The organism is Peribacillus sp. FSL K6-1552, assembly GCF_038005205.1.
GTDB classification, from domain to species: Bacteria; Bacillota; Bacilli; order Bacillales; family DSM-1321; genus Peribacillus; species Peribacillus butanolivorans.
Genome location: NZ_JBBOST010000001.1, coordinates 2253015 through 2269912 on the forward strand (window position 1 = coordinate 2253015; position 16898 = coordinate 2269912).

Sequence of the window (16898 nt, forward strand, 5' to 3'; positions counted from 1 at the left end):
CTCATGAAAGCTGGAATATTTGAGCCTTTAAAATTCCGTCCATTTCGTTCATTATTTGGCGCGCAGCTATTTTCTGATCTGGGTAATTGGCTCGATTTTATTGCTTTACAGGTTATTGTTGCTTACCATTGGGGGCTAGATGAAACAGCCATTGCCGCAGTGATCATTGTATTAGGGCTACCTTGGGTCATCATAGGTCCCTTTGCAAGTGTATTCGTGGATCGACTTCCAAAAAAGCAAATGATGATCATTTGTTTATTTTTAAGGATCATGTTTGTAGGAGGGCTGTTTTTTGCTCCTAACCTTTATATCCTTTTATTATTTGTGTTTTTGAAGGGAACAGTCGCAGCAATTTACGACCCAGCAAGACAAAGTATGATTAGGTTTACGGTCCCTGATAACCACCTTCCAGAGGCGGTAACACTTAGCCAGCTTTCCGTTAATACGATGAAAATTCTTGGTCCTGCACTTGGAGGAGGCGTCATAGCTTTATTTGGAGCAAAAAGTCCATTCTTATTTGAAGCTGCAGGTTTTTTCATCGCTATATTAATTTTATTAACTCTTCCCAACATGGATGAAAAAGAAATGAATGCTGACATTAAATCTGAAAAGAAAAATAGGAATAATGGTCACTATTGGAATGAACTATTAGATGGCATTAAGCACATTTCATATACCCCATTATTAAAAAGCTCAGTTATCCTATCCTCTGTAGCGTTTTTTATCATTTTCCTGTACGATGGACTATTCGTATTTATTGCCCAAAACCTTGGCTTCACGCAAGGGAATTTTGGGTTACTGATTAGTGCTGTGGGTCTGGGAAGCGTAGCAGGCTCACTTTTAATGGGCAACTGGACTCATTGGAAAAGAAAACCTATTCATTTTATGTCAAGTGCATTACTTTTTAGCGGTTCATTAATCATTGTAATGGGACTTGGTAGTATGGAGATTGTAGATCTTCCTGCATTAGCCTGGGTGATTGGCGCATTTTTCCTTGGTTTCATGGGCTCCGGTGAGTCGGTCCCTTATGGATTTATCTTGCAATCGGAGACACCCAAGCAAATGATGGGCAGAGTATCTGCTGCGGCCACATCATTACAAACCTTTTCTATGCTTATTGCACCTGCTGTGGGATCCCTTCTTGCCAAATGGCTTGGAGTTTCTTTCGTCTTGATAGGAGCAGGAGGGGCAACCTGCTTATTGGGTGCAATTGTCCTCATCTTTATCGTGAGAAGAATAAACGTTCAAAAAGATATTCAGGAAAAACAATTCCAAGCTTAAAAAGTTACATGATGATACAATTTATTTTGGAACATGAACGATGAAGTTGGGATGAGGTTTTTAGCAACCGTAATTTATTGGTCATAAAAAGTAAAGCAAGATGAAATTAGTATGATTCTTGAACTCTATCAGATTGTATTCCACAATTGAGCGCGATTCTTGAATAAGGTTCGCTTTTCTTATAGAACTAACGGGTGCTTTACTTCAATAAGGAAGGTTGCTGAGGCAGCCTTTTTCTTATGGCGCTAACGGGGCAGGATAGTTCCATAAGGTAATATGGTAAAATGACATAAATCTAGCCTTTAATATTGGCTATGTTAAAGGAAATGGTTGCTTTATCGCTAAATAATTTGGATGATCTATTTTCTTAAAGATACCAGGAGATTTATATTAAGATAAATATGAGATTGTGAAGATTTCGACTCAAACGGGGCAGTTTAGTAAAATTTAAAAAGCAAGAGAGGAAAAAATATTTATGATTGTGAAAGTCGAATTTATGTACGAAGAGGATACTGAATATATAAGTTGTCTTGCAAAAGTAGGGAGAAATATACATCAAATGCAGAGAGAATTTGATAAATGGTTATATGACAGAGAAAACAAGCATTCATACTGGGAAGTCGCAGGAGAAGGTGAGGAAGGCGAAAAAATTTTTGGAGTCTGTTTTAATGGAAAGGCTTTCGTATATTGGCTTAACAATGTAAGGTTCAACAAAGATAAAAAAGTTGCAAAGCTAATAGAAATACCAAATAAACTACCTAAGAAGAAAATTAGGTTTTAAATTAACAGGTGCATGACCAAAAATTAATTGATAGAGAAGAATAACTATGTTGTTAAACTAACAGGTGCTGATCGGCAGCTCCTTTTTCTAATGGAACTAAAGGGGCAGGTTGGTTCACGAGTGCTGTTTAATCTTTGTTCTACAATTGGTCTTAGTATGTTGAACAATACAGACTGGTGTAGATTTAAAATAAAGACTGAAAATTAATAAAATACTTTGATCATTTGCAAAAAAGATAGATAAAAATATTCGTAAAAGACCATCTCCTAGAAAATCAATTTTTAAGAGATGGTCTTTTAATTTTCTGGAAAATGCTGTTTTTAAGGATGAATAATTCAATAAAATACTCATTAATATGTTGTTCACACTATATTTAACCAAGCGTCTGCTAACTTTTCAATTCCTTTACGTATTTCACAATCCTCTAAGCCGGCAAAACCGAGCTGAATAGTGGGGTGACTTGGAAAATTCTCTACGTGAAATGGGGAGCATGGATATACTTTAACGCCGTTTTTGAGCGCTTCTTTGACGAGCCACTCTTCTCTTTGCTTTGTTGTAACTTCAATAACAATATAGAGACCAGAGGAGCCACCTATTATTGTAACAGTATCATTAAAGTACATTTGAATGGTGTCACATAACACCTTCATTTTCCGTTTATATATTGTTTTCATTTTACGTAAATGTGCATACCAATATCCTTCTTCTATAAAATGATATATTGTACGTTGGTGAAGTGTTGAAGCTGTTTGCTCTAGTAATGGTGCAATTTGATGATATCTAACTAGTAATTCTTTTGGTAGCACCATATAGCTCAGCCGAATGGAAGGCAATAATGCCTTAGAAAAAGTACTCAAGTATATGATATGCTCGCTGTTTGTTAAACTTTGTAATGAAGGTATAGGCTGCTGTTTATAGCGAAATTCACTATCATAATCATCTTCGATAATATACCCATTTACTTTTTCAGCCCATTCAATTAAATTATATCTTTCGTTGATAGGCATAGTTATCCCTAGTGGAAACTGATGTGATGGTGTTACGTAAACTAACCGGGCATTACATTTATCTAAGTGTGTGATGTCAATACCGTCCTCTTTAACAGGTATGGGCACAACTGAATATGATTGTAATAAAAAAAGTTCTCTGGCACCATTATATCCGGGATCTTCTACAGCGATTTGATTATGTTCTTCTTTTAAAAGGATTGATAAAATCATCAAAAGTTGCTGTGTGCTACTACCAATAACAATTTGTTCACTGTTTGCTCTCACCCCTCTTGATTGAAATAAATACTTTGCTAAAGATTCTCGTAATAATAAATCCCCTTGATTCTCTCCATATTGATAAATCAGATTATCTTTTAGGACTTTATTCGAAAGAGAGCGCCATTTCGCTAGAGGAAAGTTGTTTCCATCCACAGCTCCAGCTTGAAAATCAATTGTAGGATTTACAATACTCTTAGATGATGCTTTGGTATGACGTATTATCTCGGAAATAGGTAATAGTTCCGAAATAGAAGCTTGTACATAATAACCTTTTTTATATTCACTGCGAATGTAACCCTCTGCTTGTAATTGTTCATAAGCCAGCTGTGACGTATTACGGCTCACTTGTAACATCTCTGCAAGCTGCCGAACAGATGGTAGTTTCGAATTCTCTCCAATTTTACCTGAGACAATTTGGGCTTTAATATAGCGATAAACTTGTTGATACATAGGTAGAGTGCTGTTTCGATCAACATTAAATAGAAGTTCTTTCATTCTACGCACCTCATCTGTCATTTTTAAATATTATAAACTGTACCTTTCCGAAATGACAATGAAAGTGAATAATAGTATTATATATAATTCGTTGAAAAGGAGAATGTAACATGGAATTTCAAAAAGTCCTTCATTAATATAATTTCCTGTTTTTGGTTAATATAAACTTTCAATTTATTTTAGGAGGAATGGAAATGGAACAACGCATTAATTATCTTGAAGTAGCACCTGAAGCACTTAACATTATGATGGAAATGGAGAAGTATACTAAATCTACTGGAATAGACCGTAAACTACGTGAACTAATTAAAATCCGTGCTTCTCAAATTAATGGCTGTGCTTTTTGTCTTAATATGCATACCTCTGACGCTCGAAAAATGGGTGAAACGGAACAGCGTTTATACTGCGTCAGCGCATGGGGAGAATGCGATTTCTACACAGATGCTGAAAAAGTGGCATTAGAATTAACTGAACATGTGACGTTAGTTCCAACTAAGCGTGTACCTGATGATCTTTATAATCGAGTGTGTATACATTTTAGTGAAAAAGACTATGTAGATCTTGTTATTTTGATCAATCAAATTAATAGTTGGAATCGACTCTCCATTTCAATGGGGAATTTCGCAACTGCAGCAAAATAAGAAATGCAATCGGGCCCTTTAATGGAATAAGGATCACAGAAATGATCAAACTTTTTTATAAAAGAATGATTCAATTGAATATATTAAAAGCGTGTTTTGATCAATCTTTTTTTCAAAACACGCTTTTAATATTTGCTCATTTATAAGGTTTATAGAGTTAATTTAATCAAACTTTTTTACAAAGCTACAGAAGGACACAATATATTGTTGCTAAACTTTATACAAAAAACAGCTGTCGACTTTGTCGACAGCCTGAGGCACCATATTAAATATGGTGTCTTTTTTATTTTAAGGGGATTTCGAAATCTCCAATAGTCAAAGTGTTCCCATCTTCTGTAATTTTTACGATATAATTCCATCATAATATCGCCAGCTTGATCTGTGCTATCTTTATATTCGGATTGAGGTTTATAAGTAAAAGGGAATTGGTCATAACTGTAAAATCAAGTGATTACCTTAACACATTTAAAAAAGGCAGGTCAAAACCTTCCTTTAATGAACAGCCATCCCATTTAATAAATAGGGCATGGCTATTTTTATATATTGCTCTGCTGATATAGAGCTATTATCTTGCCAATCAACAGAAGCTCCATAAATACACCAACTCAGCATAACTGCCCCAATTCTTAATGCTTCCTTCTCCTTTGGAAGATTGCGTTTCAAGAGCAGGGCATAAAATACCGTTTCTAATTCCTTTTTAATTTTTTGTTCTATTATCTCACTAATAGACTCATAAATCTTTCTGCATTGTGTACTTAACTCAGTCTGAAAGTTAGTCACCGCAAGAAAGATTTTTATAATTGTATCTTCGTTTAAAGTATCATGAGAATTTAACTTCTCCTGGATACTTTTTACTATTTTTTCTGATATAACAGCATCGAGCAAATCGTATTTATCAATGAAATGAGCATTAAACGTTGCGCGATTAACGGTTGCATCATCTGTAATTTCTTTTATCGTAATATCTTTAAACTCCTTCACTTGTGCCACTGTAATAAAAGAAGCTATTAAAAGCCTTCTTGTTCGTAAAACACGTGGGTCTACCTTCGTTATTTCCATTTTGTTCAAAAGGCCAAGACTCTTGTTCATACATGCCGTCAACAAGGGATACCTGTTATTTACACTCGACATATAAGTAGAGGGGATGCCATCGGCTTAGCAAACAAAGAACCGTTGAATAAATAAGGGGAACCTATCTATTATGACTCTGATATGGATTCTCTTGAGATTATAGATGAGATAAAACCTCACAAAAATGACATCACTTAGTGAACTTTTCATTAAAAAGGCTATTGATAAACAACGTGTAAAGGATGGAGTATAGACTGTAAAGAATTTGTGAGTTCAAGAATTTAATCCTGAATTAAACTGTAAATTCTAACTTAACGATATAAAATAAATGCAGGAGGTTGATAATATGAAAGCAATTCAAGTTACACAGTTTGGCGGACCTGAAAAATTAGTATATACAGACGTTGAGGAAGTAGTAGCAGGTAAGGGAAAGGTATGTGTTCGTTTATATGCAACCGGTGTCAATCCGAGTGATGCCTATACATTAACAGGTACATATGCGTTTTATATACCTCAATTACCATATACCCCAGGCTTAGACGGTGCGGGAATTGTGGAGGCGGTTGGAGAAGAAGTCACAAATGTTCGTGTTGGTGATCGTGTATTTATTGCGTCCTTAATGAGAAGTAATAGTACGGGCACATTTGCACAAAAAATAGTATGTGATGAAGCTTTGGTTCATTTATTACCAGACCATGTATCTTTTGAACAAGGTGCGGCATTAGGGGTACCGGCAATGACTGCATATCGTGCATTATTTCAACGTGCCTGTCTGAAGCCTGGTCAAACCGTGCTTATTCATGGAGCCAGTGGTGGGGTTGGATTACAGGCTGTGCAAATGGCGAAATCTCACGGTGCTAAAGTGATTGGAACAGCTAGTAAGCCAGAAGGTAAAAAAATGGTTCAGCAAGCTGGTGCAGATGTTGTCATTGATCATGTGACAGAAGCAACGATTGAAGATGTGCTAGCCTTAACAAATGGCGATGGGCCAGATGTAATTATTGAGTTTTTAGCAAATATTAATTTAGAAACGGATTTAAAGCTGATTGCATCATTTGGTAAAATTGTAATTATTGGAAATCGCGGTTCGGTTGAAATAAATCCACGTCTTGCAATGCAAAAGGAATGTGATATTTTTGCAACAGCTCTTTGGAACGCACCACAAGATGAATATGATCAAAGTATTCACGGTGTAAGAGGCATGCTAATAAGCGGTGCGCTTCGTCCGATTATTGGTACAACTTTGCCGCTCCAACAAGTGGCGCAGGGCTTTGAACAGCTAGCAAAAGGTATAGGTAATGGTAAACTTGTTTTAATAATTGAATGAATATTCTACAACGTAAAAGCACTCATACAATTACAATGAGTGCTTTTACGTTGTAAAGAAGGAATTATAAATTGATTTATAAAATGTATCTCCATACAAAACGCTTTAAGGGGTACAGAAAGTAAAAAGGAAAAACTGCCGGTTTTTGCGCTTTATGGATGGCTAACGGGTGCGTTTCTGAATTAGCAGCAACGTTTTTTTCACTATCAGGTTAATGGAAGAAATATTGGAGTTTTTCTAAATAGAATTGTATTTTATTTCCAATAGGGCTAGTCAAAATCTTAACACATTTCTAAATGTTAAGCCATATGAGTATTTTAAAAAGATATGCACGTACTGGGTTAATTTAACAATTAATATATTAAATATAACAAAAAATTACGATTCTTTAATACGGATTTAAAATCCCAGAGTTATTCTAAATTTACATCTAGAGGGAGGGATCGGAAGTTGTCAAAATTTCAGGTCATATCTTCTTTGCTCATCTTGGTATTTATCATTTTCGTAATTTATGAAATCACAGCATTCTCACCCAATCATTCCACAATGAATCATTCCACATCGAACCGCTACATTCAAGTACAATTGTTAGGCGTTAATGATTTTCACGGCCAACTAAACAAGTATCAAAGGGTTTCAGGAACCATGGCAGGGGGTGCTGAATACCTGGCTGCCTATTTAAAAAAATATATACAAGAAAACCCAAATACACTATTTGTTCATGCTGGTGATATGGTAGGAGGAAGTCCTCCAATCTCTTCTCAATTTCAAGACGAACCCACGATTGAATTTTTAAACCTCCTGCACTTTGATGTTGGGACACCTGGAAATCATGAATTAGACCAAGGCGTAAATGAAATGAAACGCCTTATTTATGGAGGATTCAATAAAGAAACAGGTTATTTTCAAGGTGCCAATACTTCATACAGTTCTGCAAATATCATCGATAGAAAGTCGGGTACTCCCTTGTTACCACCGTACGTTATTAAACAAATTGACGGAATTAATATTGGATTTATCGGTGTGGTCACAAAAGAGACCAACCTGTATGTGACCCCTGAAAATCGAAAAGAAGTAGAAATTACGGATGAAGTTTCAGTTATTAACCGAACCGTTAAGCTTTTAAAGGAAAAAGGGATCAAAGTTATTGTTGTACTGGCACATGATTCAGCTAAATCAGATCAGACAGGAGCAAATCCCAGTGGAGCTTTAGTGGAGATGGCTCCAAAAATCGATGATGAGGTCGATGTCATTTTTGCCGGTCACAGCCATGAATATGCCAATACCGTTGTAGCGGGTAAACTGATCGTTCAAGCTTATTCTAATGGGAAAGCTTTTTCTCAAGTAAATCTTGAAATTGACCCACGTACTAATAATATTGTTAAAAAACAAGCAAAGATTATTGTCACTTCACATGATCATATAAAACCAGATAAAGAAACGGTTGCTCTTCTTAATAAATATAGAAAAAGATTAGGGAGCTATTTTAATCAGATAGTAGGAGAAATGCCTGAAGAAATCACACGAAATCAAGATGCAAACGGTGAATCCCCATTAGCGAAAATGATTGCAGAATCTGAGCGGGAAGCGATGGGGGTAGATATAGCTTTTGTCCATCAAGGCGAAATGCGGAAAAATTTAAAAAAAGGGGATATCACTGTAGAAGACCTTTATACAGACTTGCCTTTTGGTCATAGTGTCAGTAAGTTAATCTTAACAGGAGACCAAATAAAACTTGCTTTAGAACAGCAGTGGACGAAAGATTATGAAAATAGGTTACAGACGGTTGGTTTAACGTATAGTTGGGACTCCAATGCTCCAATTGGCAGCCGCATTGTTGCGATGAAAGACAGGAAGGGTCAAGAGATTCAGCCAAACAACGATTATGAAGTAGCGGTTAGTAATTATTTAGCTTCAGGCGGTGATAACTTCACTGCATTGCAACAAGGTAGACTCGTAGAATCCGGTCCACAAGTTGTCACTGCACTTATACACTATATCCAACAGAAGCATCCCCACGAATAGTTACTTTTTTGATTCATGGTTTATTCGAACTCTGAAATAACTCTAAAGGAATTTTTTGAGATTTGTTGAATTTCTTTAGGTAAGATTCAAAGAAAGGTGGAAAAGTATGAAATCAACAAGTTCTCCTATTTATCGCAAAGTTAACAATGTTTTTATACATGTTACAGATTTATAAAAATCAGTTGAATGGTATTCCAATCTCATTGGCATCTCTCAGAATAATGACCCTGTAGAATCGCCTGTTTACAATATTCCTGTAACAAGTGAAACTGGATTAACTTTAGATGACCATACATTTGTATCCGGATTTAAGATTCGAACCATCCAATAATGTATTGTTTAATTTCTATGTAAAAGATATAGACGAAGCATATAAATTCATTAAAGGTAATAACATATTCATTGTTAAAGAATAGAGCGTATTGGTGAATTTGCTTATTTTAACTTTCAAGACAAAGATGGTAATGTACTTATGATTTGTAATTGTTAATGATAAAACGAGTTTGTTAGCTATTATATACCTAGCTCTTTTAATTTCTTGTTGCGCAGTTTATGTCAACTCTACAATAAGTCTTTTTCAACTAACAGGTGCTTTACTTCAATGCCAGGAGCTGATCAGCAGCTCTTTTTTGTATGGAACTAAAGGGAATTAGGTATATGTCTACATAGTAAAGAAAAGAATTGGAGTGAATTAGTTTGGAGCTGACACACACACGATTATTAGTAAATAATTATAGAGAATGTTTTTCGTTTTATAGAAATGTTTTAGGGTTTGAGGTTACTTGGGGAAATGAAGATTCTTTATATGCTGAATTTAAATTTAGAGGTTGTACCTTAGGACTGTTTGAGAGGAAACAAATGCTTGAAGCAATAGGTGCTGAGAGCGTCTCTTATACTCATAATACTGATAAAATTGCTTTAATTTTCAAGGTCGATAATGTTGAAGAGAAATATAAGGAATTAAAAGAAAAGGTTGAATTCATAACAAAGCCTTCTGCACAAGAAGGCTGGGGAATTAAAGTAGCTCATTTTAGAGATCCTGATGGTTCACTGATTGAAATCTATGAGAGTATTGAATAAATTTTAAAACTGTTCGATGCCTTAACAAGGCATCGTCTTTTTAATGGATTAGAGGAAGTTTGTAAAATATATCACTTAAACTAACGTGTGTGTTATTTCATTAATAGGGATTGCTGCGGCAGCCTTTTTCTAATGGAACTACAGGGGTAGATTAGTAGAAGAAGGACTATTACATGAATAATGGAATTATAACGAATGGAAAAAATTTCTATAAGGTGGTGTTTTGCTATTACTAAGGTAAAAGGACAGGTTGCCATAGTTACAGGTGTAAGCCATAGCTAAGGAATTGGTTCTAAATGCCGCAAATTAGAAAAAGAAGGTGCTGATATCTTCTTTACATACTGGGATTCTAAATCCGGTTGGTCTTAGTGGTTCATTAAAAGTTGCTTGATTTTAAAAATTTTAAATTAAATGCATAGTAAGGAGAATTTTAGTATGAAAATAAAATGGTATGGACATTCTACTTTTTTACTGACATCAGAAGGAGGAACTAGGATTCTCATTGATCCATATTATCGCTTTATCCGCTACCGTATGCCGATTGTTGAACCAGATATAGTTGCCGTTACACATAATCATTTCGATCACAGTAAAATTCAAGCTGCAACAGGTGATTACTTGCTTGTTAAAGAGCCGAAGGAATACATCCGCGATGATGTGAGAATTAGTGGATTTAAGACATTTCACGACAAGGTAAATGGCGAGAAGAGAGGCCCCAATATTTTATATCGTTTCCAAATGGACGGTCTAACTATTTGTCATTGTGGAGATTTAGGGCATCTATTATCAGAAGAACAAGTAAAGGAAATTGGAAAAGTAGATATTCTCATCATTCCCGTAGGAGGTACATTCACGATTAATGCACTAGAAGCTACTCAAGTAATGCATCAATTGAAATCTACTATTACAATTCCTATGCACTATAGAACAAAGGCTTTGTCGGTTGTTGGCTTGATGTTTTCAAAGGTAGATAAGTTTCTTCAGATTTCCGGACAGCAAACAACCGAAGTTAAGATATTGGATATTTCCAAAGAAAATTTGTCAGAATATGCTGGTGTTGTAACTATGCTGTATGAATGAATTTAAGGCTGAGCAGTGGATTTAAAATAAAGTCACGATGTTAATAAAAATGTTGCGAGTTTCTGACTAACAGGTGCTTTACTTCAATAAGGGAGGTTGCTGAAGCAACCTTTTTGTTATGCGACTAAAGGGGCAGATTAGTTGAAGAAGAACCTACCTAAATTTGTAGAGTTAACTTTATAGAAGTTTTATATACTCCTGCAATAATATACTATATGCCATTTGAATTTAAGATGTACAGTTAAATGAGGATATCTTGAAAGGAGTTTTCCTCATGAATATTACATCTTTTATTATGTATTGTTTTATTGTTACTTTTACACCAGGACCTACTAATATCGTCATATTATCCACAGTGCATAATTCTGGGACAAAAAAGGCAATGGAATATACGTATGGAGCAACTATTGCTTTTGGTTTATTACTTGTTATTTCTGCTATGTTGAATACTATACTTGTAACGATAATACCCAAAATTTTAATTGTTATGCAGATAATCGGAAGCTTTTATATATTGTATCTCGCTTATCAAGTTTACAAAACGGATACTTCAAAACCAACTGTAAACCAATCTGGTACGTTTATGTCAGGCTTCCTTACGCAGTTTTTAAATCCAAAGGTGGTAGTATTTACAATGACTGTAATTCCTACCTATGTTATGCCCTATTATGTCTCAAAGCCTGCGGTTACAATAAGCGTCATTGCTATAACTGTTATTGGATTTTTAGCATTTATTACATGGGTACTTTTCGGTGCAATCTTCAAGGAGTTTTTACAGAAGCATAAAAAAACTGTTAATGTAATGATGGCATTGTTTTTAGTTTATGCTGCAATAATGATATGGATGTAGGTAAGCTAATTAAGAGGTGAATTTAATGGACAAATTTATCTATAAAAAATCGGCAGGTATTACTGCGTTGTCAGCAAGTATGACTGATTTTACGTATAAAAAGCATTCTCACAAGGAGTATGCAATAGGTGTAACATTGCGTGGTATTCAACATTATAACCTGGATGGCAGTTTACAATTATCATATCAAAATGGTGTTATGCTTTTTAATCCAGAACAGGCACATGACGGAAGGGCACATGATGAGACAGGCCTTGATTATGTGATGCTATATATTGAGCCACAATTGCTTTTAGAGGTTATTGAGAAAAAGGATATAGTACGTTTTTCAAACCCTATTGTGTATGATAATAGACTTGAACAAAGAATATTAAATCTTTCTAATGCAATATTGAGTGGAAAGGATGAGGCTTTGTGCAGTGAATTACTTTTATCCCTCACAGATAGCCTTATTCAAACTAATCTTTCTACAGACTATAAGAAAGATAACGTTCTAATTAGAAAAGCAAAGGATATGTTTCATACCAACTTAGAAAATGTACTTAAGCTTGACGAGATATGTAAAGAGCTTAATTTGTCAAAATTTAAATTTATCAGATCATTCAAGGCCCATACTGGAATTTCACCATACCAATACTTTCTTAACTGCAAGATAGAACGTGCAAAGCAGTTAATAGAAAAAAAACGAGATATTTATTCAGCAGTAGCTGAATGTGGTTTTGTTGATTTAACCCATTTAAATAAACACTTTAAAAGCGTATATGGAACAACAGCATTTGAATATATGTCACATTTAAATTGAGATAAATGGATTTAAAATAAAGGGGGAATAAAATTGTCTTTAAAAGTAGGCGACATTATTACATTTAAACGGACTTTCACAGCAGAAGATGTTGAATTGTTTACTAAAATCTCAGGTGATGAAGGCTCTCACCATGTTACTCCTGATGAACAGGGAAGACTTGTAATACAGGGATTACTAACCGCTACCTTACCAACAAAAATAGGAGGCGATAACAACGTACTATCTCGTACAATGAATTTTGAGTTTTTAAGACCAGTATTTACTGATGATACAATAATTTGTGAAGTAACAATTGAGCAATTTGAAAAGCAGGTTAATAGAACACATATTTCTGCCTGCTTTTTGTGCAAAAATCAAAATCAGAAGGAAGTGCTGAGAGGGGATTTTTCAGGAGTGATACTATAATTTCTAGTTCTACAACAAACGAAAAAAGAACTTGGAAAGTTTGAAGTGAACCCAAAAAGTTAGACACTTTATTTAATTAGGCAGCCTTGAGGGCATGAACCCGGTAATCTACCGGGCTCATGCCTTTTAATTTTACCTTGATTCGTTGATGATTGTAGTAATGGATATATTCTTCTAATTCTTGTTTGAAATGCTCCATGCTTTCAAATTCTTGAAGATAAAGTAACTCTGATTTTAATAGGCCAAAGAAGTTTTCTATGACCGCATTATCGAGACAATTTCCTTTACGGGACATGCTTTGTGTAATGTTATGTCTTTTCAAATCATGCGAATATTGTTTCATCTGGTAATGCCAGCCCTGATCTGAATGAAGAATGGGTGAATCTTTCGATTCCAAGCGGTCAAAGGCTTTCTCCAGCATTTTGGAAACGAGGGGATAAACAGGCCGAGATTCGATATTATAGGCGATGATTTCTCCATTAAACAGATCAAGAATGGCCGATAAGTATAGTTTCTCCCCAGCTAGATGGAATTCTGTGACGTCTGTCACCCATTTTTCATTTGAGTTTGTTGCCTTGAAATCACGTGCTAGAATGTTGGGTGCAATCTTGCCGATTTTCCCTTTGTACGAACGGTATTTCTTCATGCGAACTAAAGACTTCAATCCTAGTTCATTCATCAATCGGAGAACTGTTTTATGATTGATGCGAGCACCTCTGTTACGTAATTCTAGGGTGATACGACGATACCCATAACGCCCTTTATGCGTATGGAAAATCTCCTCGATAAGGGATTTCATTTCTGTGTATTTATCCTCACGCCCGAAGGCGTTTACCCAATAATAGTATGTACTCCGTGCCATGTTAGAAATGGATAGAAGCAGATTTAAATCAAATTGTTCCCTTAGTTCATGGACTACTTTCGCTTTGTCTTTCTTTGTAGGGCTTCCTTTTCTTGAACTAAGGCATTCAACTTTTTTAGATAGGCATTCTCTGCACGTAAGTATTCTAATTCGGCAAGAAGTGCTTCTTGAGAGCCTTTAGCTGGTGATGTTTTCTTGGTTTCTTTTTTCATGGATAGACGCCCCTTTTTCTTTGGTTTAAGGGCGTCTATACCTCCTTCCTTCAACTGATTTGACCATTTCAAAAGTGTAGAATCGGAAGGAAGATTATAGTGTACAGCGGTCTCGCTGATCGATGCCCCATAATCGTTCATATATTTAAGTACCTCTAGTTTAAAGGGCAGAGTGTAATTTGTATAGGATGAAGCAATTCCTTCCATCCCATGTTCTAGATAGCGAGCGACCCATCTCTTCAAAGGGGATAAACCTACATTTCTTTCTTGTGCAATGGATTTATAGGATTTTTTCCCCTCCAAGTACTCTAAAACTGCATGTAATTTTTCGTCTATCGTATATTTAGTCAAAAAAACTGCACCTCCAATTGTTTGATGTTGTCTAACAATTGGGGTGCAGTTCAGTTTCCAAGTTCTTTTTATTAAAATTTTATCTAGTCTTTAAGTTATAAAGTAACATTCCATTAATGTAACGAATGATTGTGAACAGCTTCACTTAACTAACGGGTGCGTTAGCTGAAGATCAGAGCTGCCTTTAAGGCAGCTTTTTCGTGCGCCCGGCATGGGTGCAATCTATAGGGTGTGAGTCCCGAACCATGAAGGCAGTAGTAATGGTTAGCTTAATGCAAGGGTGTCCATGGTGACGTGGAATCTGAAGGAAGCAAGCGGCAAACCTCCGGTCTGAGGAACACGAACTTCATATAAGGCTAGGTATCATTGGATGAGTTTGCGAAACAAAACAAAGTCCTTACTGCCGAAGGTGGTACAGAGTAAATGAAGCAGATAGATGGAGGGAAAGATTGCACTCTTACCCGGGGAGGTCTGATGACAGCCAAGTACACTTGGTAACCTGTCCAGTGATGGACAGCTGAATCATCAGAAGTCAGCAGAGGTCATAGTACTTGTCTACTCGAGAAGATAAGGAAGGACCGAACAGATTAAGGAGGATGAATACTAGGCGTTCGTTATCTGCGAAGAAGCAAACAATTCCTAACGGAACTTATTTGAAGGAAGAAGTGGTGAATACACGGGGAACTTCAAAAGGGCGGAGCAGATAAAGGCACAAATAGACCATCTCGTCCACGCAGGGAAAGGATATCAACGATGTTAATGGAACAGATACTAGAGAGGGAAAACTTAATACAGGCATTGAAGCGTGTAGAAAGAAATAAGGGAAGCCATGGTGTAGATGGAATGCCGGTTCAAAACCTGAGACCGCACCTCGCAACCGAATGGTACAACATGAAAACTGCCCTTTTACAGGGTACCTATCAACCGCAGCCCGTCCGTCGTATCGAAATCCCGAAACCAAACGGCGGAGTTCGGCTATTGGGTATTCCAACCGTTCTAGACCGTTTCATTCAACAAGCCATTGCCCAAATATTGACTAAGATATATGACTCAACCTTTTCGGAGAATAGCTATGGATTTCGCCCTAACAAACAAGGGCACCAGGCGGTTCGAAAGGCAAAGTCCTATATAACCGAAGGTTATACATGGGTAGTGGATATGGACTTGGAGAAGTTCTTCGATAAAGTGAATCATGACAAGCTCATGGGAATGTTAGAGCGGAAAATTGAAGATAAAAGAGTTCTCAAACTGATTCGTAAATTCCTTCAAGCAGGCATTATGATAGGCGGACTTTTTCATAAAAGTGAGGAGGGAACTCCGCAAGGAGGTCCGTTAAGTCCTTTATTATCTAATATCATGTTAGACGATTTAGATAAAGAACTAGAGAAACGCAATCTTCGATTCGTAAGGTATGCGGATGACAGTACTATCTTTGTGAAGACACGAAAAGCCGCCAAACGTGCAATGGGAAATATCTCAAGCTTCATTGAAAATAAACTGAAGCTAAAGGTCAACTACGAGAAGTCGAAGTATGATCGCCCTTGGAACAGAACGTTTCTCGGTTTTAGTTTCACGAAGTCAAAGAAGAACCCGAAGGTTCTACTGGCTAAACAAACGGTGAAGAGAGTAAAGAAACGAATCAGGGAAATGACCTCGAGAAAATTACCGATACCCATGAAACTCCGAATAAATAAGTTAAAGCAATACCTTAGAGGTTGGATGGGGTATTTCGCCCTCATTGATACTCCGAACGTATTGAAGAATTTAGATTCATGGATTCGAAGAAGACTCAGGATGTGCCTATGGAAGCAATGGAAATTGCCAAGAACGAGGGTGAAGAAACTCAAAGGATTAGGCGTCCCATTTGGAAAAGCATATGAATGGGGAAATAGCAGAAAGGGTTATTGGCGCATAGCGCATAGTCCTATTCTAGACAAAACCCTTAATAATGTTTATTGGCTCCATCATGGGTTAGTAAATCTATATGAACGATATACAAAACTACGTCAGACTTAAACTGAACCGCCGTATACCGAACGGTATGTACGGTGGTGTGAGAGGTCGGAGGCTAGGCGCCTCCTCCTACTCGATTTTATGGAACTATCGGGGTAGGTTAGTTGTACAAGGATAATGGATTTTTATGGTAAAATGGTAATGCTGAATGGGAGAGGTAACTATTGAATATAAATACTGATTCTCTTGTAACTTTTATATTTATGTGGGGAATACCAACTTTTATGGTTGTTAGAGGTTATTTAAAAATGAATACTGACGATAAAAAATCAAATAACAAGGTTCTGATAGTTTCCGCCATACCGTAAAAAGTAAAGGCTATTTTCGCAAGGATTGTTGCTCTAATGGCAT

The 16898-nt window shown here is 36.2% G+C and carries 14 protein-coding genes; 11 read left to right on the forward strand and 3 right to left on the reverse strand.

Going from position 1 to position 16898, the window contains the following annotated elements; all coding sequences use genetic code 11:
- The first annotated feature begins 3 nt into the window (after positions 1–3).
- Both NST21_RS11000 and NST21_RS11005 read left to right on the forward strand, forming a co-directional pair.
- The gene (locus NST21_RS11000) at positions 4–1281 is read left to right on the forward strand and encodes an MFS transporter (protein ID WP_340889107.1); all 1278 of its coding nucleotides are present in this window, start codon (positions 4–6) and stop codon (positions 1279–1281) included.
- A gap of 475 nt (positions 1282–1756) precedes the next feature.
- Positions 1757–2062, forward strand: coding sequence for a hypothetical protein (locus tag NST21_RS11005; protein ID WP_340889109.1), 306 nt, complete (start codon positions 1757–1759; stop codon positions 2060–2062).
- Between the two features lie 362 nt (positions 2063–2424).
- Here the strand turns inward: NST21_RS11005 and pdxR are convergent, their stop codons facing one another.
- Positions 2425–3825 carry a MocR-like pyridoxine biosynthesis transcription factor PdxR gene (gene pdxR / locus NST21_RS11010; protein ID WP_340889110.1) on the reverse strand — a complete coding sequence of 467 codons (1401 nt, stop codon included), beginning with the start codon at positions 3823–3825 and terminating at the stop codon, positions 2425–2427.
- A 194-nt stretch (positions 3826–4019) separates the two neighbouring features.
- On the opposite strand from pdxR, the gene NST21_RS11015 reads away from it, so the two are divergent.
- The gene (locus tag NST21_RS11015; RefSeq protein ID WP_340889111.1) at positions 4020–4466 is read left to right on the forward strand and encodes a carboxymuconolactone decarboxylase family protein; all 447 of its coding nucleotides are present in this window, start codon (positions 4020–4022) and stop codon (positions 4464–4466) included.
- Between the two features lie 492 nt (positions 4467–4958).
- Here NST21_RS11015 and NST21_RS11020 read toward each other — a convergent pair whose 3' ends face one another.
- Entirely contained in the window at positions 4959–5525 is a 567-nt protein-coding gene (locus NST21_RS11020; RefSeq protein ID WP_340892502.1) for a TetR/AcrR family transcriptional regulator, read from the reverse strand.
- A gap of 358 nt (positions 5526–5883) precedes the next feature.
- Between NST21_RS11020 and NST21_RS11025 the strand changes: the two genes are divergently transcribed.
- The 7 genes from NST21_RS11025 to NST21_RS11055 all read left to right on the forward strand — a co-directional run bounded on the left by NST21_RS11025 (position 5884) and on the right by NST21_RS11055 (position 13109).
- Positions 5884–6864: an NADPH:quinone reductase gene (locus NST21_RS11025; protein WP_340889112.1), complete on the forward strand. Its 981-nt coding sequence runs from the start codon at positions 5884–5886 to the stop codon at positions 6862–6864.
- A 450-nt stretch (positions 6865–7314) separates the two neighbouring features.
- The gene (locus tag NST21_RS11030; RefSeq protein WP_340889113.1) at positions 7315–8889 is read left to right on the forward strand and encodes a bifunctional metallophosphatase/5'-nucleotidase; all 1575 of its coding nucleotides are present in this window, start codon (positions 7315–7317) and stop codon (positions 8887–8889) included.
- Between the two features lie 696 nt (positions 8890–9585).
- On the forward strand, positions 9586–9969 hold the full coding sequence (locus NST21_RS11035; RefSeq protein WP_056528942.1) for a glyoxalase/bleomycin resistance/extradiol dioxygenase family protein: 384 nt from the start codon (positions 9586–9588) through the stop codon (positions 9967–9969).
- Between the two features lie 435 nt (positions 9970–10404).
- Positions 10405–11049, forward strand: coding sequence for an MBL fold metallo-hydrolase (locus NST21_RS11040; protein WP_340889114.1), 645 nt, complete (start codon positions 10405–10407; stop codon positions 11047–11049).
- Between the two features lie 274 nt (positions 11050–11323).
- Positions 11324–11899 (forward strand): LysE family translocator, encoded by a 576-nt coding sequence (locus tag NST21_RS11045; RefSeq protein WP_056528935.1) that lies wholly within the window; start codon positions 11324–11326, stop codon positions 11897–11899.
- Between the two features lie 25 nt (positions 11900–11924).
- On the forward strand, positions 11925–12701 hold the full coding sequence (locus NST21_RS11050) for a helix-turn-helix domain-containing protein (protein ID WP_056528933.1): 777 nt from the start codon (positions 11925–11927) through the stop codon (positions 12699–12701).
- Positions 12702–12734: 33 nt separating this feature from the next.
- A complete protein-coding gene (locus NST21_RS11055) occupies positions 12735–13109 on the forward strand; it encodes an enoyl-CoA hydratase (protein ID WP_340889115.1) in 375 nt (124 codons plus the stop codon).
- A gap of 76 nt (positions 13110–13185) precedes the next feature.
- Here NST21_RS11055 and NST21_RS11060 read toward each other — a convergent pair.
- A protein-coding gene (locus tag NST21_RS11060) for an IS3 family transposase (protein WP_340888119.1) occupies positions 13186–14534 on the reverse strand; the annotation gives its coding sequence in 2 pieces (ribosomal slippage) (positions 13186–14090 and positions 14090–14534; 1350 coding nt in all).
- Between the two features lie 753 nt (positions 14535–15287).
- Between NST21_RS11060 and ltrA the strand changes: the two genes are divergently transcribed.
- Positions 15288–16550 carry a group II intron reverse transcriptase/maturase gene (ltrA, locus tag NST21_RS11065; protein ID WP_053344638.1) on the forward strand — a complete coding sequence of 421 codons (1263 nt, stop codon included), beginning with the start codon at positions 15288–15290 and terminating at the stop codon, positions 16548–16550.
- Positions 16551–16898: the final 348 nt, after the last annotated feature.